The sequence below is a fragment of the Streptomyces sp. NPDC021093 genome, assembly GCF_044333135.1.
In the GTDB taxonomy this organism is placed as follows: Bacteria; Actinomycetota; Actinomycetes; order Streptomycetales; family Streptomycetaceae; genus Streptomyces.
Map to the genome: position 1 here is coordinate 221,083 of NZ_JBIRQJ010000012.1, position 26,418 is coordinate 247,500.

Consider the following 26,418-nt stretch of genomic DNA (forward strand, 5'->3'; position numbering starts at 1 on the left):
GCTCCTCGGGAAGGGGGTGGGGTGAAACGGGACGCTCCGGGACACACTCCGGTACTTCGCAGGCTAGGGGCGGCGCGACGCGGTGGGCATGTTCCGTTCGGGAGAAGTACGGGAGGCGCCTTGTCCGGTACGGACATAGCGGGCTCACGGGTTCGGGAGCCCGGAAGCCGGGGCCTGGGCCACTAGATTGGGCGCGGCAGTGGGACGCGTACAGCTGGTTCGTGGGGACGAGGGGCAGCACATGAACACCGGTGACAGGCACGACGCACGCTCCACCCGGGCGGGTGCGGTGCCCCGGCCGGCCGGACCGCCGCCCGCGCACCTGCCGCCCGTGCCGTCCGCGGCGCCGCCGCTGTCCCGTACGGAGGACTGGCTGACCACCTCCCGCCCGGACGCGGGACCCGGGATCTGGCGGTACGCGCACGTGCCGCGCCCCGAGCGGCCCGAGCAGGACGTGGTGAGCGACCGGTCGCTGCTGGTCGGCGCGGTCATCTCGCTCCTGACCGGACTGCTGATCTGGTCGCTCTGGTGGAACAACTACATCCCGTACTGGCTGGTCCCCATGAAGCTCGTCACGCCGAGCGAGTGGTGGAACCCGGGGATGTACGGCGGCCCCCGCACCCCGGACGCCTACGAGGGCGTCGCCGTGTACACCGGGCTCTTCGGGGCGGCGCTCGTCTACTGGTTCGGCAGGCTCGGCAACTGGGCCGAGGTGTTCCGCCGCTTCGTCCGCAGCCGCGAGCAGCCCTTCCGCGCGCTGGCCGCCGCCGCCCTCGCCGCCCTCGTCCAGGTCCTCACCTGGACCGGCACGCTGCCCGTCGTCGACCCGGTGATGATCCTGCTGCCCGACGCCTGGCTGGGCGGCGGCGGCAACCGCTACGTCGCCGCGCTCGTCGTCTACGCCGTCTACGCACTGATCGTCCTCGCCCTCCTCTACCCCTTCGCCCGCATGGGCGACTGGGCGGGCGCCCTGCGCCGCAGGCCCGCGCCGAGCGCCCCCGCCGCGCCCGCGCACCCCGCCGCCGACCCCGCCCGCTGGCCCGAGTTGCGGGCGGCCGGGGAGCGGGAGGCCGCCGACCTGCTCACCGCGGAGGTGCGCGGCGGGCGGATGGGCGACCTCGATCTCGTACGGATCCGGCAGGCCTGGGACACGGCAGGGGACGACCCCGAGCGCCGCGCCTTCTTCACCGCCACCGTGCTGCGCGACGGCGCCGAGGCCTTCACGCACCCCTCCGGCGCCCGCGACCTGCCCCGCCGCACCGCCACGCACGACCTCCTCGCCGGGCAGGTGCGGATCGGCGCGTACGTCGACGACGAGCCCAACCCGTATCAGCGCAGGGGAGCGGGCACCGCCCTCGAACCCGCCGCACTCGGCACCTCGCTCCTCGCCGTCGGCCCGCCGGGCGCGGGCAAGACGCAGCGGCTCACCGCGCCCGTCGTCGAGTCCCTCGCCCTCCAGGCCCTCGCCGGGAAGTGCAGCGTGATCGTCGTGTGCGCGGCCGGGACGGACCTGCTCGGCGACGAGGCGTACGACGTCGTGGTCAAGCTCGGCGACCGCGGCTCCGTCCACGACCTCGACCTCTACGGCACGGCCACCGACGCCGAAGCCGCCTCCACGGTCCTCGCCGAGGCACTCGTCGGCGACCTCGACACCGTCGACACCGGGCGGGCGGCGACCGCGCTGGCCCAGCTGGTCGGCCCGTACCACGCGGTGCACGGCTGCTTCCCCGCCGTTCCCGAGCTGTACGAACTCCTGCGCGCGGACCCCGCCGCGCTCCAGCGGCTCGCCGCCGAACTGGACGCCGCGGGAGCCGACGCGATGCTCAGGGACCTGTCCTCGCGGGTCCGCCAGATGGGCACCGCGTCCGACCCCTGCCCGGCCCTCGCCGACCGGCTCGCCCTCCTCGACCGGCCCGCCTTCACCGACTTCTTCGACACCTCGGCCACCGCCCGCCCCTTCTCCCTGCGCGCCCTCCAGCACCACCCCATGCGGGTCCGCGTCGAGCTGCCCGAACGCGGGCACGCGGAGGCGTCCCGGCTCCTCGCCCGGCTGGTCCTGGCCCAGTTCCTGGTCGCGGTCACCGCCAGGACCGACCGGTCGCTGTTCAGCTGCCTGGTACTCGACGACGCGACGGCCACCCTCACCGCCGAGACCGTGCGGGGCATCAGCCGGATCCGCTCCGCCAACGCGGGGGTCGTGCTCAACCTCCGTACCGTCGACGACGTGCCCGAGGCGCTGCACATCCCGCTCCTCGGCGCGGTCGGCTGCCACATGGCGTTCTCCGGGGTCACCACCTGGGACGGCCGGCGCTTCACCGAGGCGTGGGGCACCGAGTGGGTGGAGACCACCGAGGTCGCCCAGCACACCGTCTTCGCCAACCAGCCGCTGACCCGGGCGATCCACTGGCTGCGCAAGCTCGTCACCGGCAAGGCCGTCGTCACCAGCGCCGTCACCGTCAGGAAGGTGGAACGCGAACGCTGGTCCGCATCGGAGCTGGCCCGCGGGGTACCCGCAGGACACGCGGTGCTGTCACTGACCACGGTGCACGGGGAACACGCCCCGCCGCTGCTGGTGGACCTGCGGGGCTGAGCCCCGACGGGCGGCATCCGTGCGGCCGGTGCGACGCGCGCCTTACGTACGCCCTGGCAGAATTGGCAGTGCCGTTCATACGGGACGGCACATTTCTCCTGAGAAGGTCTCGCCCTCCGATGCCGCCCACGCTCGCCTCCCTCGTCCACCACTCCGCGCTCAAGCTCGTCGTGCGTGCGGGCGAGGACCGGCTGGAGACCCCCGTCCGCTGGGCGCACGTCAGCGAACTCGCCGATCCCGTCCCGTACATGGAGGGCGGCGAGCTGCTCCTCATCACGGCGATGAAGCTGGACGCCGAGAACCCGGAGACCATGCGGCGGTACGTGCGCCGGCTGGTCGGCGCCGGAGTCGTCGGCCTCGGCTTCGCGGTCGGCGTCTCGTACGACGACATCCCGCACGCGCTGCTCGCCGCCGCGAAGGAGGAAGGCCTCCCGCTGCTCGAAGTCCCGCGCCGCACCCCCTTCCTCGCCATCTCCAAGGCGGTCTCGGCCGCGATCGCCGCCGACCAGTACCGGGCGGTCACGGCGGGCTTCGAGGCCCAGCGCGAACTGACGAAGGCGGCACTGACAGGCCCCGCCGAGCTGGTGGCCCGCCTCGCCTCCCACGTCAGCGGCTGGGCGGCCGTCTACGACGCGTCCGGGGCGGTGGTCGCCGCGGCCCCCGACTGGGCGGCCAGGCGCGCCGCCCGCCTCGTACCCGATGTGGAACGGCTGCGGGAGCGGCCCGCACCGGCCAGCGCGGTGGTGGCGGGCCCGGTCGAGGGCGGCGGCACGGAGGACCGGGTCGAGCTCCAGTCCCTGGGCGCGGGCCGCCGCGCCCGCGGCACGCTCGCCGTCGGCACGGCAGCACCCCTGGGCACGGCCGAGCGGTACGCCGTCCACTCAGCGATCGCCCTCCTCACCCTCACCACCGAACGCACCAGGGCCCTCCAGGCCGCCGAGACCCGCCTCGGCGCGGCGGTCCTGCGCATGCTCCTGGCCGGCGAGCCCGACCACGCGCGCGCGGTGGCGGGCGACCTCTACGGAGGCCTGCTCGACGCCCCCTTCCGCCTCATGATCGCCGAGGCGGCGGGCGAGGGCACGGACGCGACCGAACCCCTCCAGGCACTGGTCGACGCCCTCGAATCGGCGGCGGCGCGGGCGGGCGAGGTCATCCTGGTCGTCCCCGACGGCGGCCGCGTCGTGATACTGGCGGCCGACGGCGGCGAGTCCGTCGCCGCGTGCGCGGCCCACACGGCGGTACGGCGCGGGGACGCGGCCCGCCCGATGGAACCGGCGGAGGAGGGCGAACTGGTCGTCGGGCTCTCGGCCCCGGCGGGCCCCATCGCCGCGGCCACCGCCTTCAAACAGGCCGAACAGGCGCTGTCGGTGGCCCGCCGCAGGGGCCGCACCCTCGTCGAGCACGAGGAACTGGCGACGGGCTCCGTCTTGCCTTTGTTGGCTGACGACGCGGTCCGCGCCTTCGCCGACGGAATGCTGCGCGCCCTCTACGAGCACGACGCGACGGGCCGCGGCGACCTGGTCGCCTCACTCCGCGCCTGGCTCTCCCGCCACGGCCAGTGGGACGCGGCGGCGGCCCAACTGGGCGTCCACCGGCACACGCTGCGCTACCGGATGCGGAGGGTGGAGGAGATCCTCGGGCGGTCCTTGGACGACCCGGACGTCCGCATGGAGCTCTGGCTCGCCTTGAAGGCGACTTCGGCGGGGACGGGGACGTAGGGCGTTCGGCGGGTGGTCGTCGTGCGGGTGCGTCGTGGCTGATCGCGCAGTTCCCCGCGCCCCTAAATGCCTGCCCCCTAGCCCCTTTGGGCAGTGAGCCCGCCCTAGCCCCCTTGGGCAGCGGGGCCGCCCCCCGGGGGCAGTGGGGTCTCCCCTGCTCCTTAAGAGCTTGGGGAAGGGTGGGCAAGGGGGCGGCCCTCCACCGCGGCACGCCCCTCCACGACCGCACGCCCGCTCGTCACCGCAACGCCAATCCGGCACCCACCCCGCCCCCAACACTCCACCCCGGACAAACGACGCCAAGCGCCCCCACCCCTACGGTGGAGCCCACAACCCACCTCGTTCCATCCCGCACTCTCGGAAGGGCCGGATCCCCTATGACTTCCACTTCCACCCACGCCTTCTGGCTCGCCGGCCGCCAGGCCACCGGCGACGACACCTTCGACGTGACGTCCCCGTGGGACGGCCGCACGGTCGGCACCGTCAGCGTCCCCACCGACGCCCAGGTCGAGGAAGCCGTCGCCGCCGCGCACGCGGTGCGCGACGAGTTCGCCGCCACCCCGGCCCACACCCGCGCCGCCGCCCTCAACCACGTCGCGGACCGCCTCGCCGAGCGCACCGAGGAGATCGCCCAGCTGATCTCCGCCGAGAACGGCAAGCCCATCAAGTGGGCCCGCGGCGAGCTCGGCCGCGCCATCTCCGTGTTCCGGTTCGCGGCCGAGGAGGCCCGCCGGTTCAACGGCGGCGAGGCCCAGCGCCTGGACACCGACGCCGGCGGCGTCGGCCGCCTCGCCCTGACCCGCCGCTTCACCCGCGGCGTCGTCCTCGGCATCGCGCCGTTCAACTTCCCGCTCAACCTCTGCGCGCACAAGGTCGCCCCCGCGATCGCCGTCGGCGCGCCGATCATCCTCAAGCCGGCCCCGGCCACCCCGCTCTCCGGCCTGATCCTCGGCGAGCTGCTCGCCGAGACCGAGCTGCCCGTCGGCTCCTGGTCGGTCCTGCCGGTCGCGAACGACAAGATGCCCGCCCTGGTCCAGGACGAGCGCCTGCCCGTCATCTCCTTCACGGGCTCCGACAAGGTCGGCTACGCGATCATGGACTCGGTGCCGCGCAAGCACTGCACCCTGGAGCTCGGCGGCAACGGCGCGGCCGTCGTCCTCGGAGACTTCTCCGACGAGAAGGACCTGGACTGGGCCGCGACCCGCATCGCGACCTTCTCCAACTACCAGGGCGGCCAGTCCTGCATCTCGGTCCAGCGCGTGATCGCGGACGCCTCCGTCTACGACCGCCTGGTGCCGAAGATCGTCGCGGCCGTCGAGAACCAGGTCACCGGCGACCCGTCCGACGCCGCCACCGACGTCGGCCCGCTCGTCAGCGAGGACGCCGCCAAGCGCGTCGAGTCCTGGGTCGACGAGGCCGTCAAGGCCGGCGCCGAGCTGCTGACCGGCGGCAAGCGCGACGGCGCCAGCTACGCGCCGACCGTCCTCGCCGCCCTCCCGGCCGACACCACGCTCTCCTGCGAGGAGGTCTTCGGCCCGGTCCTGTCCGTGCAGAAGGTGGACGGCGAGGCCGAGGCCTTCGCGGCGGTCAACTCCTCCAAGTACGGCCTCCAGGCGGGCCTGTTCACCCACGACATCCAGGCCGCCTTCCGCGGCCACCGCGCCCTGGAGGTCGGCGGCGTGATCGTCGGCGACGTCCCCTCCTACCGCGCGGACCAGATGCCGTACGGCGGTGTGAAGCAGTCCGGCGTGGGCCGCGAGGGCGTCCGCTACGCCATGGACGACTACACGTACGAGCGCGTGCTGGTCCTCACCGGCATCGACCTGTAACGAGGCGTCGACCTGCAACGAAGCAGCGGGCCTGCGACGAAGCGGCGGGAGGGGAGGCCAGTAGGCTCGTCAGCACCATGACGAGCAGCTCACCGGCCTCCCCTCCGGCGTCCCCGCCACCCCGTTCCCTCGGCGCCAAGGCCGACAAGGACACCGTGCGCCGGCACAACCTCAGCCTGGTGCTGCGGGCCGTGCACGACGAGGGCGAGATCACCCGGGCCCGGGTCGCCGCCCGCGTCGGCCTCACCCGCGCCGCCGTGTCCTCCCTCGTCGAGCAGCTCCTCGAAGGCGGCTTCCTCGCCGAGTCGGGGAAGACGTTCAGCGGGCAGGCCGGGCGCCCCGGCACGGTCCTCAAGGTGGCCCGCACCGGTGCGGCGGGGCTCGGCATCGAGATCAACGTCGACTACGTGACCGTGTGCGCCGTCGACCTCGGCGGTACGGACCGGGTCCGCCTCACCGAGCACCTCGACAACCGCGACACCCCGCCCGCCGACGTCTTCCGCCGGGTGGCCGGTATCGCCGTACGCGCCATGGAGTCGGCGGAGGCGCAGCAACTCCGGCTGGTGGGCGTGCAGTTGGCACTCCCCGGCCTCGTCTCCGGCGGCACCGTACGGCACGCCCCCAACCTCGGCTGGAGCCGGGTCGCAGTCGAGGGTCCTTTCGCGCAGGCCCTCGCAGCCCTCTACCCCGGCCGCCGCGCCCTGCCCGTCGGCGCCGACAACGAGGCCAACCTCGCCGCTCTCGCGGAACTCTGGTTCGGCGGGCGCAGCGCGGACCGTTCCTTCCTCTACCTCAGCGGTGAGGTCGGCGTCGGCGGCGCGCTCGTCCTCGGCGGACAACTCCTGCACGGCGCCCACGGGTTCGCGGGCGAGATCGGCCACGTCGTGGCCCGCTCCGACGGCCCGCCGTGCCGCTGCGGCGCCCGCGGCTGCCTGGAGCAGTACGCGGGCCAGCCCGCCCTGCTGCGCAACGCGGGTCTCGACGCGCACGCCGGAGTACCGGGCGTGGCCGAACTGGAACGGCGGGCCGCCGCCGGTGACGCCCAGGCCCTCGCCGCACTCGGTACGGCGGGCGAGAAGCTGGGCGTCGTCCTGTCCGGCGCGGTCAACCTGCTCGACCCGCAGGCGGTCGTCCTGGGCGGCATCTACCGCTCTCTCGCCCCCTGGCTGGTCCCGGCCGTCGAGCGCGAACTGGCGTCCCGCGTCGTCTCGGACCTGTGGCTCCCGGGCTCGGGCCGCCTGCGCGCTTCGTCCCTGGCCGGGGACGCGGCACGGGGGGCGGCGGCACTTGTCGTACGGGACGTGTTGGCCGACCCGGCCGCATACGCCGAGCGCGTGCAGGTTTCGCCGGGCGGGTAGTGGTGACACTTGCGGGCCGGTGGGGAACTGCGCGACCAGCCACGACGTACCCGCGCGTAAACAACCGCCCCACCAGCTCACCGCACCGCGAGCAAGTGCTCCAGAGCCAGCTGGTCCAGCCGCTCGAAGGCCATCGACCGCTCAGCCGCCGCCGTCACGTCGAACTCCTCGTAGGAACTGCGATCCGCGAGCAGCCCGGCCAGGCCGTCGGCCGCTGTCGGCCGGGCCAGCTCGTCCAGCCGAGAGTCCCGCAGCGCCTGCCGCACGGCAGGATCCGCCCGGAACCCCTCCGCCCGCTCCTTGAGGATCAGATAGTTCCGCATGCACCCCGCCGCCGACTCCCACACCCCATCCATCCCGTCCGTCCGCACCGGCTTGAAGTCGAAGTGCCGCGGCCCCTCGTACCCGGCCGTCTCCAACAGATCCACCAGCCAGAACGCCTGACGCAGGTCCCCCGCGCCGAACCGGAAGTCCTGGTCGTACTTGATGCCGGTCTGGCCGTTGAGGTCGATGTGGAAGAGCTTCCCGGCCCACAGCGCCTGCGCGATGCCGTGCGGGAAGTTCAGCCCCGCCATCTGCTCGTGCCCCGTCTCCGGGTTGACGCCCACCAGTTCCGGACGCTCAAGGCGTTCGATGAACGCGAGCGCGTGGCCGATCGTCGGCAGGAGGATGTCGCCGCGCGGCTCGTTGGGCTTGGGCTCGATGGCGAAGCGCAGGTCGTACCCCTGCTCCGTGACGTAGTCGCCGAGCAGGTCGAAGGCCTCCTTCATGCGGTCGAGCGCCACCCGCACGTCCTTGGCCCCGCCGGACTCCGCACCCTCCCGGCCGCCCCACGCGACGTACGTCGTCGCGCCGAGCTCCACGGCCAGGTCGATGTTGCGGATCGTCTTGCGCAGCGCGAAGCGCCGTACGTCGCGGTCGTTCGCCGTGAAGCCGCCGTCCTTGAAGACCGGGTGCGTGAACAGGTTCGTGGTCGCCATCGGCACCTTCATGCCGGTCGCGTCCAGCGCCTGGCGGAAGCGCTTGACGAGGGCGTCCCGCTCGCCGTCGGCCGCCCCGAACGGAATCAGGTCGTCGTCGTGGAACGTCACCCCGTACGCGCCGAGATCGGCGAGCCGCCGCACCGAATCGACCGGGTCGAGCGCGGGCCTGGTGGCGTCCCCGAAGGGGTCCCGGCCCTGCCAGCCGACGGTCCACAGACCGAAGGTGAACCTGTCGTCGGGGGTGGGGGAGTAGCGGTCCTTCGTCATGGCCGACACCTCGGTCCTCGCCTTGCGCGCGGTATTTGTTTTCTGACCTGACTAATACTGCACGAGGCGGCGGAGGCTGACCAGAAGCCCGTACGGCGCACCCTCGCCCGCCCGCATTTGTTCTGGGTACGATCCAAAACCCCGCACCCTCTGTCAGCCGCCCCGCGAACAGGGAGACACCGACCGATGAGCGCAGCCCCGCACGCCCCTCTCGTCATCGGCGTGGACAGCTCCACCCAGTCCACCAAGGCCGCCGTCGTCGACCGCGACACCGGCCGCATCCTCGGCATCGGGCGCGCCCATCACACCGTCACCGGCACCGGCGGCGCCCGGGAGAGCGACCCCGAGCAGTGGTGGCACGCCCTCGCCGAAGCCGTGTCCGCCGCGCTCAAGGAAGCAGGCGTACGGGCCGGTGCCGTCACCGCCGTCGCGGTGGCGGGCCAGCAGCACGGCCTCGTCGCCCTCGACGCGGCAGGGCGCCCGGTCCGCCCCGCCGTCCTGTGGAACGACACCCGCTCGGCGCCGCAGGCCGCCGCCCTCACCGCGGCCCGTGGCGCCGACTGGTGGCTGGCCCGTACCGGCTCCGTACCCGTCGCTTCGATCACCGCGACCACCTGGCAGTGGCTGCGCGAGCACGAACCGCGTGCCGTCGACGCCACGGCCGCCCTGCGCCTCCCGCACGACTACCTCACCGAACGTCTCGCGGGCGTCGCCGCCACCGACCCCGGTGACGCATCCGGCACCGGCTGGTACTCGACGGCCACGGGCGCCTACGACCCGGAGATCCTCCAACTCCTGCACATCGACAAGGAGTTGCTGCCCGGGATCGCTCCCGCCGGTGCCACCCGTGTCGGTGCGCTCACCGCTGCCGCCGCCGCGCACCTGGGGCTCCCCGCCGGCATCGCCGTCGCCGCCGGAACCGGCGACAACATGGCCGCCGCCGTCGGCCTCGGTCTCGGCGCCGAGGGCCTCCTCGACCACCCGGTGGTCTCCCTCGGCACCTCCGGCACCGTCTTCGCCGCCACCCGCGCCCGCCCCGCCAGTCCCGGCATCAACGGCTTCGCCGCCGCCGACGGCACCTTCCTCCCGCTCGGCTGCACCCTCAACTGCACGCTCGCCGTCGACCGGATCGCCGCGCTCCTGCGCCTCGACCGCGAGGACGCCGCACCCGGCGGCCCGGCCGTCCTCCTCCCGTACCTCGACGGCGAACGCACCCCCGATCTCCCGGACGCCTCCGGCCTGTTGACCGGTCTGCGGCACGCCACCACCCCGCAGCAGCTCCTCGGTGCGGCCTACGAGGGCGCCGTCTTCACCGTGCTCCGCGCCCTCGACGAACTCCTCGCCGCGTGCGGCGCCGACCCGTACGCCCCGGACATCGCCTCCCGCCCCCTGCGCCTCATCGGCGGCGGCGCGCAGGGCCGCACCTGGGTGGAGACCGTGCGCCGCCTCTCCGGCCGCCCCGTACTGCTGCCCGCCGCCACCGAACCGGTCGCCCTGGGGGCCGCCGCGCTGGCCGCGGGAGCGGTCACCGGCGCGGGGCCGGTCGCCGTCGCCACCTCCTGGGGCGTGGCAGAGGCGCGGGAACTCCCGCCCGTGGAGCGGGACCTGGAGAGCTGGGCCCGTATCGACGACGTGCTCCGGCAGACGTTTGTGCGAAAGTGGAGCCCATGATCCCTCTTGTACTGATCGCCATTCTGGTCCTCGCCGCGGGCGGCTGCGTGTGTGTGGTGTGGGCGGAGCGCGGCGGGCCCCGCTGGGTCCGCGTGGTCGCGGCCATGACCCTCGGCGCGGGGAAGCTGGTGCGCAGCTCCGGCAAGGGCAGCAGGACGAAATCGGGCTACAACAGCGGCTCCGACGGCTCCGGCGGCTCCGACGGCTGAGAACCGTCCGGACCCGCACCGCCACCAGACGCGCACCGCCACCGGACCCGTACCGCCACCGGCCCGGTATCGCCACCGCGCGAGGGCTGGTAGCGATGGGCACAATGGGGTACATACGAGTGGGTAGAACCGGTCGGTAGCCGTACAGGCTCATTGCGACGGTACGGCGTCCTCCGGGTCCTTGATCCCGACTCGCGGCGAGGTGAGCCTCATGTCCGCACCACACGCATCAGCAGCCAATCACCGGCCAGGCCAGCAGCCCAAAGTCACCGAACGCGAGGCCCGGCAGGTAGCCGAGGCCGCCCGCGAGCAGGACTGGCGCAAGCCCAGCTTCGCCAAGGAGCTCTTCCTCGGCCGCTTCCGCCTCGACCTCATCCACCCGCACCCGCTGCCCCCGACCGAGGACAGCGAGCGCGGCGAGGCCTTCCTCGCCAAACTGCGCGCGTTCTGCGAGACGGAGATCGACGGCGCCCGCATCGAGCGCGAGGACCGCATCCCCGACGAGACGGTCAACGGGCTCAAGGAGCTCGGCGCGCTCGGCATGAAGATCGACCGGAAGTACGGGGGCCTGGGGCTGACCCAGGTGTACTACAACAAGGCGCTCGCCCTGGTCGGCTCCGCCAGCCCCGCACTCGGCGCGCTGCTCTCCGCGCACCAGTCCATCGGCGTGCCGCAGCCGCTCAAGCTGTTCGGCACGCAGGAGCAGCGGGACGCCTTCCTGCCCCGGCTCGCCCGCAGCGACATCTCCGCGTTCCTGCTGACCGAGCCGGACGTCGGCTCGGACCCGGCGCGGCTTGCCACCTCCGCCGTACCTGACGGCGACGACGGGTACGTGCTCGACGGCGTGAAGCTGTGGACCACCAACGGCGTCGTCGCGGACCTCCTCGTGGTCATGGCCCGTGTCCCGAGGACCGACAGCGGCAAGGGCGGCATCACCGCCTTCGTCGTCGAGGCCGACTCCCCGGGCATCACCGTCGAGCACCGCAACACCTTCATGGGCCTGCGCGGCCTGGAGAACGGCGTCACCCGCTTCCACCAGGTCAAGGTCCCCGCCGCGAACCGCATCGGGCCCGAGGGTGCAGGCCTCAAGATCGCGCTCACCACGCTCAACACCGGGCGGCTCTCCCTCCCCGCCATGTGCGTCGGCGCCGGCAAGTGGTGCCTGAAGATCGCCCGCGAGTGGTCGGCGGTGCGCGAGCAGTGGGGCAAGCCGGTCGCCCACCACGAGGCCGTCGGCGCCAAGATCTCCTTCATCGCCGCCACCACCTTCGCGCTGGAAGCCGTACTCGACCTGTCCTCGCAGATGGCCGACGAGGACCGCAACGACATTCGCATCGAGGCGGCGCTGGCCAAGCTGTACGGGTCCGAGATGGCCTGGCTGATGGCCGATGAGCTGGTCCAGATCAGGGGCGGCCGGGGCTTCGAGACCGCCGACTCGCTCGCCGCGCGCGGCGAACGCGCCGTACCCGCCGAGCAGATCCTCCGCGACCTGCGGATCAACCGGATCTTCGAGGGCTCGACGGAGATCATGCATCTGCTCATCGCCCGCGAGGCCGTCGACGCCCACCTCAAGGTGGCGGGGGACCTGATCGACCCGGACAAGACCCTCGGCGACAAGGCGCGGGCGGGCGCCCAGGCGACCGGCTTCTACGCCCGCTGGCTGCCCAAACTGGTCGCCGGCCCGGGTCAACTCCCGCGCAGCTACGGAGAGTTCCACCCGGACGGGCACCCCGACCTGTCCGGCCACCTCCGCTACGTCGAGCGCACCTCCCGCAAACTGGCCCGCTCCACCTTCTACGCGATGTCCCGCTGGCAGGGCCGGATGGAGACCAAGCAGGGCTTCCTCGGCCGGATCGTCGACATCGGTGCCGAGCTGTTCGCGATGAGCGCGGCCTGCGTACGGGCCGAACTCCTGCGCACCACCGAGGACTACGGCCGCGAGGCGTACCAGCTCGCCGACGTCTTCTGCCGCCAGTCCCGCATCCGCGTCGAAGAACTCCTGAACAGGCTCTGGACCAACACCGACGACCTCGACCACAAGGTGGTCAGGGGCGTCCTCTCCGGCACGTACACCTGGCTGGAACAGGGCATCGTCGACCTCAGCGGCGAAGGACCGTGGATCGCCGACGCCACCCCCGGCCCGGCGAAGGAGGACAACGTGCACCGGCGGATCCGCTGATCCCCAGCGATCTCCAGTAACCGTCAACAGGTGACACCGCGACTTCCCGTGCTCCACGATGAACACATGAACAAGGGGTACGGGAAGAAGCGCACGCTGGCACGCACGACTCTGGCGGTGGTGTCCTGCGCCGTCGCCCTCACGGCCTGCGGCGGCCCTGCCGAGCCCGCAGCCCGCACCGACGGCAAGCCGGCCGCCGCCCCCAAGCCCCTCAGCCAGACCGCCCTCACCGCCCGCGCCCTCACCCCCGGCGAGGAGACCGGTCCGTACCGCGCCGGTGAATACACCGTCTCCGGCGGCCCGTTGAGCGACGACTACACCGCGGCCCCGGCCGTCTGCCAGCCCCTCGTCGGGCTCCGTGCGGCCCGTGGCGGCCCCGCCGCCCAGGTCCACCGCAGGCTCGCCGATCCCGGGAAGCCGCAGGGCACCGACGTCGCCGTGCAGCTGCGCACGTACGCGGCCGGGCGCGCGGCCGGGGTGCTGGCCGACCTGCGCACCGCCGGGCAGAAGTGCGCGGGCGGCTTCGCCGAGGTGCGCGGGGCGGCCCGGGGCACGTACACCGCCGTCGGGAAGCTGCCCGCCCCCGCGGGGGTCGGCGACGAGGCGCAGGCGTTCCGGCTCACGCTGCTCGACGGCAAGGACGGCGCCCCGTCGTACGAGTACCTCACCGTCGTGCGGTCCGGGCCCACCGTGCTCTCCTTCCGGGCCCAGACACTGGAGAGCGCGGACCTCGGCGGCGTGCCGAAGGAGATCGTGGACGCGCAGTGGGAGAAATTCAGCAGCCTCAAGCGTTGACCGCTGTTGAATCCCGCCCCACCCGTACACAACTCTCCTTGCGGCAGCGGAACTTAGCCCAGACAATGGTCCGCCTCAGCGAGGGGGAATTCCGATGCCGGGTTTCGGTCTGGGACGGGTCACCAACAAAATCATGCGCGCGGGCGAGGGCCGCATGCTGCGCAGGCTGCAGAGAATCGTCGAAGAGGTCAATCTCTTCGACGCGGAGTACCGCGAACTCACCGACGAGGAACTCCAGTCGCTCACCGCCGAATTCAAGGAGCGGCTGACCGGCGGCGAAAGCCTCGACGATCTCCTGCCGGAAGCATTCGCCGCCGTGCGCGAAGCGGCCCGGCGCACTCTCGGAATGCGCCACTTCGACGTACAGATCATGGGCGGCGCGGCCCTCCACCTCCAGTGCGTGGCCGAAATGCGCACGGGGGAGGGGAAGACCCTCGTCGCCACCCTGCCGCTCTATCTGAACGCGCTCACCGGAAAGGGCGCCCACCTCGTCACCGTCAACGACTACCTCGCCGAGCGCGACGCCGCATGGATGGGCAGGGCGTACCGCTTCATGGGGCTGACGGTCGGCGTCATCAAGGCCGACATGGAGCCCGCCGACCGGCGCGCCGCCTATGCCTGCGACATCACCTACGGCACCAACACCGAATTCGGCTTCGACTATCTCCGCGACAACATGGCCTGGTCGCTCGGCGAACTCGTCCAGCGCGGCCACCACTTCGCCGTCGTCGACGAGGCGGACTCCATTCTCATCGACGAGGCCCGCACTCCGCTCATCATTTCCGGACCCGCCGACCAGCCCACCAAGTGGTATTCCGTCTTCGTGAAGATGGTCGCGCACATGGAAGGCGTACTCGTCCAGGAGGAGCGGTTCACCACCCAGCAGCAGAAGGACGAACTCGCCGAGATCCGGGCCCGCCACCATTACGAATACGACCCCAAGAAGCGCACCGTCGCCATTCTCGACCCCGGCATCGAATACCTGGAGGACCAGCTCGGCATCGAGAACTTCTACGACTCCGCGCACACCCCGCTCATCGGCCACCTCAACAACGCCATCAAGGCCAAGGAACTCTTCCGCAAGGACAAGGACTACGTCGTCATGGACGGCGAGGTCCTGATCGTCGACGAGCACACCGGCCGTCTGCTGTCCGGCCGCCGCTACAACGAAGGACTCCACCAGGCCATCGAGGCCAAGGAAGAAGTGGAGATCAAGAACGAGAACCAGACCCTCGCCACCGTCACCCTGCAGAACTTCTTCCGCCTCTACGGCAAGGGCCTGTCCGGAATGACCGGCACCGCCATGACCGAGGCCGCCGAGTTCCACCAGATCTACAAGCTCCAGGTGGTGCCGATCCCCACCAACCGGCCGATGGTCCGCCGCGACGAACCCGACCTCATCTACCGCACCGAGGACGCCAAGTACGCGGCCGTCGTCGACGACATAGCCGAGAAGCACGCCGAGGGGCAGCCCGTCCTGGTCGGCACCGTCTCCGTGGAGAAGTCCGAGTACCTCTCCGGACTGCTGCGCCGCCGAGGCATCCCGCACGAGGTCCTCAACGCCCGCAACCACCAGCGCGAGGCCCAGATCGTCGCCCGCGCCGGCCACCGGGGCGCGGTCACCGTCGCCACCAACATGGCGGGCCGCGGCACCGACATCATGCTCGGCGGCAGCCCGGAGCCGCTGGAGCAGGGGGAGTCCGACGAGCCGGTGAAGGAGCTGGTGAAGGAGCCGGTGAAGGAGCCGGTGAAGGAGCCGGTGAGGGAGCTGGCGAAGGAGCCGGTGAGGGAGCCGGTGCAGCTGGACAAGACGGACCGCAGTGCCGCCTCCGAAGAGGTCAAAGCCCTCGGCGGCCTCTACGTCCTGGGCACCGAACGCCACGAGTCCCGCCGCATCGACAACCAGCTCCGCGGCCGCTCGGGCCGCCAGGGCGACCCCGGCGCCTCCCGCTTCTACCTCTCCCTCGAAGACAGCCTGATGCGGCTCTTCCGCGCCCAGGCCGTCGACCGCGTGATGACCATGGCGAACCTCCCCGACGCGGTCCCCATCGAGAACAAGCTGGTCACCCGTGCCGTCGCGTCCGCCCAGGCCCAGATCGAGCGGCAGAACTTCGAGGCCCGCAAGGACCTCCTGAAGTACGACGAGGTCATGGACCGCCAGCGCAAGCTCGTCTACAGCGAACGCCGCCGGGTCCTCGAAGGCGAGGACCTCACCTCCCAGATCAGCCACTTCATGGACGACACCACCGACGCCTACGTCGCGGCGGCGACCGCCGAGGGGTTCGCCGAGGAATGGGACCTGGACCGCCTCTGGGCCGCGCTGCGCCAGCTCTACCCGATCACCCTCACCGTCGCCGGGCTGCGCGAGGACCCCGACCTCACCTCCGAGACCCTCGCCGAAGCCGTACGGGAGGACATCCACGAGCGGTACGGAGCCCGCGAGGCCCAGCTGGGCGCGGACACCCTGCGCGACCTGGAACGCCGGGTCGTCCTCGCCGTACTGGACCGCAAATGGCGTGAACACCTCTACGAGATGGACTACTTGAGGGAGGGCATCGGCCTGCGCTACATGCTCGGCCGCGAACCCGTCTTCGAGTACCAGCGCGAGGGGTTCGAGCTGTTCACCGCCATGATGGACGCCATCAAGGAGGAGACCGTCGGCTTCCTCTTCCACCTGGAGGTGGAGACTGAGGAACCCGCCGCGGACCTGGCGCCCCGCCAGGACGACCGCCTCCGGTTCAGCGCCCCCAGCATGGACACCGAGGACGGCGTCGTCACCCGCGAGAACGACCGGCGATGACGCCCGAGCGGCACCGGCGATGACGCCGTGCGGTACGGAAGCGGGGGCGCGCTGTCCGCAGGCCCCCGCGCGCGGGCCACAATGGGGGGATGACCGACAGTCCAGCCCCCCTCGCCGACCCGCACCTCCGCTTCGGAGCCGTGACCGAAGGGCCGCGCGACGTCGTCGTCCTCGGCTCCACCGGGTCGATCGGCACCCAGGCCATCGACCTGGTGCTGCGCAACCCCGACCGCTTCCGGATCACCGCGCTGTCCGCGGCCGGATCCCAGGTGGACCTGCTCGCCGACCAGGCACGGCAGCTGAAGGTACGCACCGTGGCGGTCGCCCGCGAGGAGGCGGCGCCCGCCCTGCGCGAGGCACTGCGTGCGAGGTACGGCACGGACCCGCTGCCCGAGATCCTGGCCGGCCCCGACGCCGCCACCGAACTCGCCGCCTCCGACTGCCACACCGTCCTCAACGGCATCACGGGCTCCATCGGTCTCGCGCCCACCCTCGCCGCCCTCGAAGCGGGCCGCACCCTCGCGCTCGCCAACAAGGAATCGCTGATCGTCGGCGGCCCCCTGGTGAAGGCCCTCGCGAAGCCCGGCCAGATCATCCCCGTCGACTCCGAGCACGCGGCGCTCTTCCAGGCCCTGGCCGGCGGCAAGCGCAGCGACGTCCGCAAGCTCGTCGTCACCGCGTCGGGCGGCCCGTTCCGCGGCCGTACGAGGGCGGAGCTGGCGGGCGTCACCCGCGAGGACGCCCTCGCCCACCCCACCTGGGCGATGGGCCCCGTCATCACCGTCAACTCGGCGACCCTCGTCAACAAGGGCCTGGAAGTCATCGAGGCGCACCTCCTCTACGACATCCCGTTCGACCGCATCGAGGTCGTCGTCCACCCCCAGTCGTACGTGCATTCCATGGTGGAGTTCGTGGACGGCTCGACCCTCGCCCAGGCCACCCCGCCCGATATGCGCGGCCCCATCGCGCTCGGCATCGGCTGGCCCGAACGGGTTCCTGACGCGGCCCCCGCCTTCGACTGGTCCAAGGCCTCCACCTGGGAATTCTTCCCCCTGGACACCGAGGCGTTCCCCTCCGTGGGACTCGCCCGTCACGTCGGAACGCTCGCGGGCACGGCCCCGGCGGTGTTCAATGCCGCGAACGAGGAATGCGTGGACGCGTTCCTCGCGGGACGGCTGCCGTTCACAGGAATCGTGGATACGGTCGCCGAGGTGGTGGCCGAACACGGAAACCCCGTTTCGGGAACCTCCCTCACGGTCGCGGACGTCCTGGAAGCAGAAACCTGGGCGCGCACCCGCGCCCGTGAACTGGCAAGAAACAAGTCAGCCAAGACAGCAGAGTCGGCGGAGGCCCGCGCATGACGTCCATCCTGTTGACGGTCCTCGGGATAGTCATCTTCTTCGTCGGGCTGCTCATCTCGATCGCCCTGCACGAACTCGGCCACCTCTCCTTCGCCAAGCTCTTCGGCGTCCGGGTGCCCCAGTACATGGTCGGCTTCGGGCCCACCATCTGGTCGAAGAAGAAGGGCGAGACCGAGTACGGCATCAAGGCCATCCCGCTCGGCGGCTACATCCGCATGATCGGCATGTTCCCGCCCGGTGCCGACGGCCGCATCGAGGCCCGCTCCACCTCGCCGTGGCGCGGCATGATCGAGGACGCCCGCTCGGCGGCGTACGAGGAGCTCCAGCCCGGCGACGAGACACGGCTGCTCTACACGCGCAAGCCGTGGAAGCGCTTCGTCGTGATGTTCGCCGGTCCCTTCATGAACCTGAACGTGGCGTTCGTGCTGTTCCTCGGCGTCTTCATGATCATCGGCCAGAACAAGTCGACCACCACCGTCGACAACGTCGTCCCGTGCGTGGTCTCGCAGAGCGAGAACCGCGAGTGCAAGCCCAGTGACCCGGCGTCGCCCGCCCAGGCGGCCGGACTCCAGAAGGGCGACAGGATCGTCGCCTTCCAGGGGCAGCCGGTGGCCGACTGGGCGGCCCTCTCCGACCGCATCCGCGAGTCCAGGGGCCAGGTCAGCATCACCGTCGACCGCGGCGGCCAGCAGAAGGTCCTCACCACCAAGGTGCTGACCAACAAGGTCCTGGCCAAGGACGCCGACGGCAACCCGATCAAGGACCAGTACGTCGAGGCCGGCTACCTCGGCTTCGGTCCCTCCGCCGCCATCACCCCGCTCACCTTCGGCGAGTCCATCGACCAGATGGGCACCATGTTCCAGTCCGGTCTCGACTCCCTCGTGGCGCTCCCGTCCAAGGTCCCCGACCTGTGGAACGCGGCGTTCAACGGCGAGGAGCGCAAGGCCGACTCCCCGATGGGCGTCGTCGGAGCGGCCCGCGTCGGCGGCGAGATCATGGGCCTGGGCCTGCCCACCGACACCACCATCGGCTTCATGCTGACGCTGGTGGCGGGCTTCAACCTGTCCCTCTTCCTGTTCAACATGCTGCCGCTGCTTCCGCTCGACGGCGGGCACATGGCGGGGGCCCTCTGGGAATCCCTCCGCCGCAATCTGGCGAAGGTCTTCAAACGGCCCGACCCGGGCCCCTTCGACGTCGCCAAGCTCATGCCGGTCGCGTACGTCGTCGCGGGGCTGTTCATCTGCTTCACGGCACTGGTGCTGATCGCGGACGTGGTGAACCCCGTCCGCATCTCCTGAGGCCCTGGTACCGCCCGGTCACCGGCGCCCCTTCGGGGGCGCCGTTTCCTGGTCTCCATTGAGTGGATTTGTCGACGGGGTGTACTCCGGTCTTTCGGGGTGACGTACGCTCGAAGACCTGAAAGACCGGAGCCCGCCGATCGTCCCGGGACCTAGATCCACACTTGGGGTTGCACAGCAGATGACTGCAATTTCTCTCGGAATGCCCGCCGTTCCGACGAAGCTCGCCGACCGGAGGGTCAGCCGCAAGATCCAGGTCGGTACCGTCGCGGTCGGCGGGGACGCACCCGTGTCGGTGCAGTCGATGACGACCACCCGTACGTCCGACATCGGCGCGACGCTGCAGCAGATCGCCGAACTCACCGCGTCCGGCTGCCAGATCGTCCGCGTCGCCTGCCCGACGCAGGACGACGCCGACGCGCTCGCCACGATCGCGCGCAAGTCGCAGATCCCGGTGATCGCCGACATCCACTTCCAGCCGAAGTACGTGTTCGCCGCGATCGACGCGGGCTGCGCCGCCGTCCGCGTCAACCCGGGCAACATCAAGCAGTTCGACGACAAGGTGAAGGAGATCGCGCACGCCGCGAAGGACTCCGGCACCCCGATCCGCATCGGCGTCAACGCGGGCTCCCTCGACGCCCGCCTGCTGAAGAAGTACGGCAAGGCCACCCCGGAGGCCCTCGTCGAGTCCGCCCTCTGGGAGGCGTCCCTCTTCGAGGAGCACGGCTTCGGCGACATCAAGATCTCGGTCAAGCACAACGACCCGGTCGTGATGGTCAACGCCTACCGCCAGCTCGCCGCCCAGTGCGACTACCCGCTGCACCTCGGCGTCACCGAGGCGGGCCCCGCCTTCCAGGGCACCATCAAGTCGGCCGTCGCCTTCGGCGCCCTGCTCTCCGAGGGCATCGGCGACACCATCCGCGTCTCGCTCTCCGCACCGCCGGCCGAAGAGGTCAAGGTCGGTCTCCAGATCCTGGAGTCCCTCAACCTCAAGCAGCGCCGCCTGGAGATCGTCTCCTGCCCGTCCTGCGGCCGCGCCCAGGTCGACGTGTACAAGCTCGCCGACCAGGTCAGCGCAGGCCTGGAGGGCATGGAGGTCCCCCTCCGCGTCGCCGTCATGGGCTGTGTCGTCAACGGCCCCGGCGAGGCCCGCGAGGCCGACCTCGGTGTCGCCTCCGGCAACGGCAAGGGCCAGATCTTCGTCAAGGGCGAGGTCATCAAGACCGTCCCCGAGTCGAAGATCGTCGAGACCCTGATCGAAGAAGCGATGAAGATCGCCGAGCAGATGGAGAAGGACGGCATCCCGTCCGGCGAGCCCGAGGTCTCCATCAGCTGACCCGCGCCCCCCGTCGTCACGGCCCCGCCCCCGAACCTCTCGGGTGCGGGGCTTTTCGGTCCGGCTGGGTGCTTTCGAACGTGCCGGGTACAGTGCGGAGATCAGCGATCCGTACGGTGAGGCCCTCTACGTGTTGACGACGACCACCTGCCGCGTCCTCGCCCCCGGCGACCTGGGCGAGGCGCTCGCCCTGCTGGAGAGCGAACCCGTCAACAACGCCTTCGTGACCTCCCGGGTCCAGGTCGCGGGCCTCGACCCCTGGCGCCTCGGCGGCGAGATGTGGGGCTGGTACGAGGACGGACGGCTGCGCAGCCTCTGCTACTCCGGCGCCAACCTGGTCCCGATCTGCGCCACCCCCGAAGCCGTCCGCGCCTTCGCCGAGCGGGCCCGCCGCACCGGCCGCCGCTGCTCCTCGATCGTCGGCCCCGCCGAGGCCACCGCCCCGCTGTGGCGCCTCCTCGAACCGAGCTGGGGCCCCGCCCGCGACGTCCGCGCCCACCAGCCCCTGATGGTCGCGGAGGCGCTTCCCCCCGACATCACGCCTGATCCGCTCGTCCGCCGCATCCGCAAGGACGAAATGGAAACGATCATGCCGGCGTGCGTGGCGATGTTCACCGAGGAGGTCGGCGTCTCCCCGATGGCGGGCGACGGCGGACTCCTCTACCAGGCCCGGGTGGCCGAACTGGTCGGCGCCGGACGCTCCTTCGCCCGCATAGAGGACGGCAAGGTCGTATTCAAGGCGGAAATCGGCGCCGCCACCCCCGCCGCCTGCCAGATCCAGGGCGTCTGGGTCGCCCCCGAGCACCGGGGCCGCGGGCTGTCCGTGAGCGGCATGACCGCCGTCCTGCGCTATGCGCTGGCCGACGTCGCGCCCGTCGTCAGCCTCTACGTCAACGACTTCAACACCCCGGCCAGGGCGTCGTACCGGAGGGTCGGCTTCCGCGAGGTCGGCGCCTTCATGAGCGTCCTCTTCTGAACCCTCCTCCGTCCGACGGCGGCTAGGGTTCGCCCATGACGGATGACGTACGGGTCGGCCCCCTCGACCTCGCCGCGCACGTGGACGAGGCGCTCGCCGTGCAGGCGGTCGCCTTCGGCCTCGGACCGGACGAGGTGGGCGTACGGCGCCACATCGTCCTGCGGCACATGACGAGCCCGGGGGCGCGGGCCCTCGGCGCGACGACCGGGGACGGCCGGCTGATCGGCTTCGTGTACGGCATGCCGAACGACCGTGCCCACTGGTGGTCCACCATCGTGGAGCCCTACCTCCGGGACACCGGGCGGGACGGGTGGCTCGACGGCTCCTTCGTCATCACGGAACTCCACGTCCACCCGGACTTCCAGGCACGGGGCATCGGCCGCAACCTGATCACGTCCATCACGGACACGGCAGTCGAACCCCGCTCGATCCTCTCCGCGATCGACATCGAGAGCCCGGCCCGCGGCCTCTACCGCTCGCTCGGCTACGTGGACCTCGCCCAACAGGTCCACTTCCCGAGCGCACCGCGGCCGTACGCGGTGATGGGCGCCGCACTGCCGCTGACGCGAAGCCGGCGCGGGCCGGCGGAGGGCCGGAGTCCGGGACTGAGCCCCGTAACCGATTTCCGCCCGCCCCCACCCCCCGGCTAACCTCCTGACATCACCCTTCCGAGCAGGAGTTCACCATGGCCCAGGTCCAGCGCATGTCCCGTTTGATGGTCAAGACATTGCGTGACGACCCGGCGGACGCCGAGACCCTCAGCCACAAGCTGCTGGTCCGCGCCGGATACGTCCGTCGCAACGCCGCCGGCATCTGGACCTGGCTGCCGCTCGGCAAGAAGGTCCTGGACAACATCTCCCGCGTGGTGCGCGAGGAGATGGACGCCATCGGCGCCCAGGAGGTCCTCCTCCCCGCCCTCCTGCCCAAGGAGGCGTACGAGGCCTCCGGCCGCTGGGAGGAGTACGGCGACCTGCTCTTCCGCCTCAAGGACCGCAAGGGCGCCGACTACCTCCTCGGCCCCACCCACGAAGAGATCTTCACCCAGACGGTCAAGGACCAGTGCACGTCCTACAAGGACCTGCCGGTGATGCTGTACCAGATCCAGACGAAGTACCGCGACGAGGCCCGCCCCCGGTCCGGCGTGCTCCGCGGCCGCGAGTTCCAGATGAAGGACTCGTACTCCTTCGACACGACCGACGAGGGCCTCGCCGAGTCGTACCGCCTGCACCGCGAGGCGTACATCAAGATCTTCAACCGGCTCGGCCTGGACCACCGCATCGTGTCTGCCGTCTCCGGCGCCATGGGCGGCTCCGCGTCCGAGGAGTTCCTCGCCCCGGCCGCCGCCGGCGAGGACACCTTCGCCGACTGCCCGAACTGCGACTACGCCGCGAACACCGAGGCCGTCACCTTCGCGCTGAAGGCCGTCGAGGGCGCCGAGCACCCGGCCGCCGAGGACATCGCAACCCCCGACACCCCCACCATCGAGACCCTCGCCGCGCAGCTCGGCGTGGAGGCCTCCGCGACCCTGAAGAACCTCCTGGTGAAGGTCGACGGCGAGATCGTCGCCGTCGGCGTCCCGGGCCACCGCGAGGTCGACCTCGGCAAGCTGGGCGAGCACCTCGCCCCGGCCGTCGTCGAGCTGGTCACGGCCGAGGACTTCGAGGGCCGTGACGACCTCGTACGCGGCTACGTCGGGCCGCAGGGCCTCGCCAAGGTCCGCTACATCGCCGACCCCCGCGTCGCCCCCGGCACCGCCTGGATCACCGGCGCCAACAAGGCCGACACCCACGCCAGGAACGTCGTCGCGGGCCGCGACTTCGAGGTCGACGACTACCTCGACGTCGTCGTCGTCGAAGAGGGCGACCCGTGCCCCAACTGCGGCACCGGCCTCAAGCTGGACCGCGCCATCGAGATCGGCCACATCTTCCAGCTCGGCCGCAAGTACGCCGACACGTTCTCCCTCGACGTGCTCGGCCAGCAGGGCAAGCCGGTCCGCGTGACCATGGGCTCGTACGGCATCGGCGTCTCGCGCGCCGTGGCCGCCCTCGCCGAGCAGTCCGCCGACGACAAGGGCCTGTGCTGGACCCCCGAGATCGCCCCGGCCGACGTGCACGTCGTCGCGGCGGGCAAGGCGCTCCAGACGGAGCTGGCCGTCGAGGTCGCGGAGAAGCTGGCGGAGGCCGGACTGCGCGTCCTGGTCGACGAGCGCCCGGGCGTCTCGCCCGGCGTGAAGTTCACCGACTCCGAGCTCATCGGCGTCCCGAAGATCCTGGTCGCGGGCCGCCGCGCCGCCGACGGCGTCCTGGAGCTGAAGGACCGCCGCACCGGTGAGCGCGAGGAGCTGACGGTGGACGAGGCGATCGCCCGCCTGACCGGCAAGTAGTCCGTACGGAAGGGCCCCGCACTCCTTCTCGGAGTGCGGGGCCCTTCCGTATGCCCGACCAGCGGATCGGTGGGCCGCTGCGCGGGCCTTCCCCCACCCCGCCCCTGACTGCCCTCAGCGATACGACTCGATCAGCCGCGCCAGGTGTCGGCCCACGACCTCCAGCGGCTCCGTGCTGCGGGCCACCTGTGCGGCCATCTCCGCGCCCTCCAGCGCGCTGATGACGGTGTACGCGAGCTCCGCCGCGTCCCGCTCCCCGAAGCCCGCCCTGCGCAGCGCGTCCGCCACCAGCGCCCGCCAGCGTGCGAACGCCTCGGCCGCCGCCTCCTGGATGCCGGGGGAGTCCCCCGCCGTGCCGACGACCGTCGAGGTCACCGGGCAGCCGTCCAGCCAGTCGGAGTCGCGCAGCCCTTCCCCGAGCACCTTCGTCAGGACCAGGATCGCCGTCGCGGGACTGTCCTCGGCGGCCAGCATCTTCTCCAGGATGTCGGCGAACTCCTCGTCCCCGTGCCGCACGGCTGCCGTGCCCAGCTCCTGCTTGCCGCCCGGGAAGAAGTGGTAGACGGAGCCGAGCGTGGCCTCCGCCTCCCGGGCGATCTGCTTGACGCCGGTGCCCTGGTAGCCCTGGCGCTGCATCAGCCGTGAGGTCGTACGGACGATGCGCTCGCGCGTACCGAGGGGGGTGGCTTCGGGGTCCTGCCGGGGCTCCTGCTGCTTCGTCTTCACGGTCGAACTCTACCGAATAGAGCGTTCGTTCCAGACTCTGTGCTAGCGTGATCACTAGATAGAGCGTTCGTTCTAGAGGGGATATTCTTATGGGCACGCAGTTCTCCGTCACCGTCATCGGTCTCGGCCCGATGGGGCAGGCCATGGCGTCGGCCTACCTCGCCGCCGGTCACCGCGTCACCGTCTGGAACCGCACCGCGAGCCGTGCCGACGACCTCGTCGCCCGCGGCGCCGTCCGCGCGGACAGCGCCGAACAGGCCCTCGCCGCCAATGAGTTGGTCATCCTGAGCCTCACCGACTACGCCGCGATGTACGCGATCCTGGAGACCGCCACCGCCGCCCTGCCCGGCCGCGTGCTGGTCAACCTCAGCTCCGACACCCCCGAGCGGGCCCGCGAGGCGGCGAAGTGGGCCGCCGCGCACGGCGCCCAGCACCTCACCGGCGGCGTCGGCTCCCCGCCCAACCGCATCGGCGGCTCCGACGTGTACACGTACTACAGCGGCCCGAAGGACGTCTTCGAGCAGCACAAGGAGACCCTGGAAGTCCTCACCCGGGGCGACTACAAGGGCGAGGACCCCGGTCTCGGCGCGCTCTACTACCAGCTCCAGATGGACATGTTCTGGACCGGCCTGACCAGCTGGCTGCACGCCGTCGCGGTGGCCCGGGCCAACGGCGTCACCGCTGAGGAGCTGCTGCCGTACGCCACCGACGTCATGGGCGGCATGCCGGACTTCTTCGCCCACTACACGCCCCGCGTCGACGCGGGCGAGAACGGCGGCGAGCTGGAGCGGCTGTCGATGGGCGTCGCCAGCATCGACCACGTCCTGCACACCACCCGCGACGCGGGCGTCGACCCGGTGCTCCCCGCCGCCGTACTGGAGATCTTCCGGCGCGGGGCGGCGGCCGGGCACGCCGAGGACAGCCTCACCAGCCTGGTCGAGGTCTTCACCGGGAACGCCTGACCGGTACGACGGCAGAGGGCGGGGCGGGTGTGCGCACACCCGCCCCGCCCTCACCCGCCGTCCGCTACAGCCAGCTCGCGAACTCCAGCAGCATCTCGCCGTCCTGCGTCCGTCCCGCCGCCAGCGCCCGCGTCCCCGACTCGACCGCGCGGAACAGCGTCCAGCCGTGCAGCCGCTCCCGGTCCACGTCCAGGGAGTCGGCCAGCCGGTTGATCCGGCGGCGGGTGGCGGGGGAGCCGGCCGCGGTCGCGATCTGGTCCTCGATCCGGTCGCGGACCAGCCGGGCCAGGTCGTACGCCCGCTCGCCGACGAGGGGGTCGGGGCCGACCGCCAGCCACGGCGTGCGGTCGCCGCCGAGCACCTTGCCCTGTCTGAAGTTGCCGTGCAGGAGCAGGCGTTCGGGGGCGGCGGCGACCAGTTCGTCGCGGGCCGCGAGGGCGGCGTCGACCAGCGGGGTCAGCTCCTCGGGAGCCTTGCGCATCGGCGCGGACTGCCGCGCCGTGCGCTCCTCGACGGTCTCGAAGGGGTGTGCTTCCGCCGGCTGAACCCACAGCTTCCGTACGACTCCGGCCGCTTCGAGCAGCGCCTTCGCCTCCGGCAGCGAACGCAGCGACACCTCGCAGTGGAGCCGCTCCAGGAGCAGGGCCCCGTCCCCGGCGGCCGGGTCGTCGGCGAGCTGTACGGCACCCCAGCCGTTCCAGTGGGCGAGGGCCGCCCGCTCCCGCTCCGGGTGGGCGGCCCCGGGGGCGAGCTTGAGCGCGCCCTGGGTGCCGTCGGGGCGGCGCACCAGCACCACCATGCTGCTCCGGCCGCCCGGCGCCTGGACGCGCTCGACCGTCAACTCCCGGGCGGCGACGGCCTCCTGAGCCACCGTCGGCACCTGCCCCAGCCAGTCGGCGGCGGCTGCTTCCCCCTGCGCCTCGCCCAGCGCCTTCACCAGGCGCTGCGACGGTTCGAAAGCCATAGGTGGGGTGTTC

At 71.7% G+C, this 26,418-nt stretch carries 19 protein-coding genes; 16 read left to right on the top strand and 3 right to left on the bottom strand.

Features of this window, described 5'->3' with window-relative positions; genetic code table 11:
* The first annotated feature begins 241 nt into the window (after nucleotides 1-241).
* From ACH4SP_RS33680 to ACH4SP_RS33695, 4 genes are all read left to right on the top strand, one after another.
* On the top strand, nucleotides 242-2,590 hold the full coding sequence (locus tag ACH4SP_RS33680) for an ATP/GTP-binding protein (protein WP_398420647.1): 2,349 nt from the start codon (nucleotides 242-244) through the stop codon (nucleotides 2,588-2,590).
* A 119-nt stretch (nucleotides 2,591-2,709) separates the two neighbouring features.
* Nucleotides 2,710-4,308, top strand: coding sequence for a PucR family transcriptional regulator (locus ACH4SP_RS33685; protein ID WP_398420649.1), 1,599 nt, complete (start codon nucleotides 2,710-2,712; stop codon nucleotides 4,306-4,308).
* 377 nt (nucleotides 4,309-4,685) lie between these two features.
* Nucleotides 4,686-6,137 (top strand): aldehyde dehydrogenase family protein, encoded by a 1,452-nt coding sequence (locus ACH4SP_RS33690; protein ID WP_398420651.1) that lies wholly within the window; start codon nucleotides 4,686-4,688, stop codon nucleotides 6,135-6,137.
* Between the two features lie 77 nt (nucleotides 6,138-6,214).
* On the top strand, nucleotides 6,215-7,495 hold the full coding sequence (locus tag ACH4SP_RS33695) for an ROK family protein (RefSeq protein ID WP_398420653.1): 1,281 nt from the start codon (nucleotides 6,215-6,217) through the stop codon (nucleotides 7,493-7,495).
* Nucleotides 7,496-7,572: 77 nt separating this feature from the next.
* Here the strand turns inward: ACH4SP_RS33695 and xylA are convergent, their stop codons facing one another.
* The gene (gene xylA, locus ACH4SP_RS33700; RefSeq protein ID WP_398420655.1) at nucleotides 7,573-8,745 is read right to left on the bottom strand and encodes a xylose isomerase; all 1,173 of its coding nucleotides are present in this window, start codon (nucleotides 8,743-8,745) and stop codon (nucleotides 7,573-7,575) included.
* A gap of 186 nt (nucleotides 8,746-8,931) precedes the next feature.
* Here xylA and xylB point away from each other — a divergent pair, with 186 nt between their 5' ends.
* The 11 genes from xylB to ACH4SP_RS33755 all read left to right on the top strand — a co-directional run bounded on the left by xylB (nucleotide 8,932) and on the right by ACH4SP_RS33755 (nucleotide 23,753).
* Nucleotides 8,932-10,416: a xylulokinase gene (xylB, locus tag ACH4SP_RS33705; protein WP_398420657.1), complete on the top strand. Its 1,485-nt coding sequence runs from the start codon at nucleotides 8,932-8,934 to the stop codon at nucleotides 10,414-10,416.
* Entirely contained in the window at nucleotides 10,413-10,625 is a 213-nt protein-coding gene (locus tag ACH4SP_RS33710; protein ID WP_398420659.1) for a hypothetical protein, read from the top strand. The genes xylB and ACH4SP_RS33710 overlap by 4 nt, the downstream gene beginning before the upstream one ends.
* Nucleotides 10,626-10,836: 211 nt before the next feature.
* Nucleotides 10,837-12,804, top strand: coding sequence for an acyl-CoA dehydrogenase family protein (locus ACH4SP_RS33715; RefSeq protein ID WP_398420661.1), 1,968 nt, complete (start codon nucleotides 10,837-10,839; stop codon nucleotides 12,802-12,804).
* 66 nt (nucleotides 12,805-12,870) lie between these two features.
* Nucleotides 12,871-13,599 carry a hypothetical protein gene (locus tag ACH4SP_RS33720; RefSeq protein ID WP_398420663.1) on the top strand — a complete coding sequence of 243 codons (729 nt, stop codon included), beginning with the start codon at nucleotides 12,871-12,873 and terminating at the stop codon, nucleotides 13,597-13,599.
* Nucleotides 13,600-13,693: 94 nt separating this feature from the next.
* Nucleotides 13,694-16,399 (top strand): preprotein translocase subunit SecA, encoded by a 2,706-nt coding sequence (gene secA, locus ACH4SP_RS33725; RefSeq protein WP_398420666.1) that lies wholly within the window; start codon nucleotides 13,694-13,696, stop codon nucleotides 16,397-16,399.
* A gap of 89 nt (nucleotides 16,400-16,488) precedes the next feature.
* The gene (gene dxr / locus ACH4SP_RS33730) at nucleotides 16,489-17,760 is read left to right on the top strand and encodes a 1-deoxy-D-xylulose-5-phosphate reductoisomerase (RefSeq protein ID WP_398420668.1); all 1,272 of its coding nucleotides are present in this window, start codon (nucleotides 16,489-16,491) and stop codon (nucleotides 17,758-17,760) included.
* Nucleotides 17,757-19,058: a M50 family metallopeptidase gene (locus tag ACH4SP_RS33735; protein WP_398420670.1), complete on the top strand. Its 1,302-nt coding sequence runs from the start codon at nucleotides 17,757-17,759 to the stop codon at nucleotides 19,056-19,058. Before dxr ends, ACH4SP_RS33735 begins: the two co-directional genes overlap by 4 nt.
* 181 nt (nucleotides 19,059-19,239) lie before the next feature.
* On the top strand, nucleotides 19,240-20,394 hold the full coding sequence (gene ispG / locus ACH4SP_RS33740) for a flavodoxin-dependent (E)-4-hydroxy-3-methylbut-2-enyl-diphosphate synthase (protein ID WP_398420673.1): 1,155 nt from the start codon (nucleotides 19,240-19,242) through the stop codon (nucleotides 20,392-20,394).
* Between the two features lie 130 nt (nucleotides 20,395-20,524).
* The gene (locus ACH4SP_RS33745) at nucleotides 20,525-21,370 is read left to right on the top strand and encodes a GNAT family N-acetyltransferase (RefSeq protein WP_398420674.1); all 846 of its coding nucleotides are present in this window, start codon (nucleotides 20,525-20,527) and stop codon (nucleotides 21,368-21,370) included.
* A 35-nt stretch (nucleotides 21,371-21,405) separates the two neighbouring features.
* Nucleotides 21,406-22,020 (top strand): GNAT family N-acetyltransferase, encoded by a 615-nt coding sequence (locus ACH4SP_RS33750; protein WP_398420676.1) that lies wholly within the window; start codon nucleotides 21,406-21,408, stop codon nucleotides 22,018-22,020.
* Nucleotides 22,021-22,055: 35 nt separating this feature from the next.
* Nucleotides 22,056-23,753 carry a proline--tRNA ligase gene (locus ACH4SP_RS33755; RefSeq protein WP_398420678.1) on the top strand — a complete coding sequence of 566 codons (1,698 nt, stop codon included), beginning with the start codon at nucleotides 22,056-22,058 and terminating at the stop codon, nucleotides 23,751-23,753.
* Between the two features lie 114 nt (nucleotides 23,754-23,867).
* Here the strand turns inward: ACH4SP_RS33755 and ACH4SP_RS33760 are convergent, their stop codons facing one another.
* Complete coding sequence (locus ACH4SP_RS33760) at nucleotides 23,868-24,479, bottom strand: TetR/AcrR family transcriptional regulator (RefSeq protein ID WP_398420680.1); 612 nt, start codon at nucleotides 24,477-24,479, stop codon at nucleotides 23,868-23,870.
* An 89-nt stretch (nucleotides 24,480-24,568) separates the two neighbouring features.
* Here ACH4SP_RS33760 and ACH4SP_RS33765 point away from each other — a divergent pair, with 89 nt between their 5' ends.
* Entirely contained in the window at nucleotides 24,569-25,441 is an 873-nt protein-coding gene (locus ACH4SP_RS33765) for an NAD(P)-dependent oxidoreductase (protein ID WP_398420682.1), read from the top strand.
* Between the two features lie 64 nt (nucleotides 25,442-25,505).
* Here the strand turns inward: ACH4SP_RS33765 and ACH4SP_RS33770 are convergent, their stop codons facing one another.
* Complete coding sequence (locus tag ACH4SP_RS33770) at nucleotides 25,506-26,405, bottom strand: aminoglycoside phosphotransferase family protein (RefSeq protein WP_398420684.1); 900 nt, start codon at nucleotides 26,403-26,405, stop codon at nucleotides 25,506-25,508.
* Between the last annotated feature and the right edge of the window lie 13 nt (nucleotides 26,406-26,418).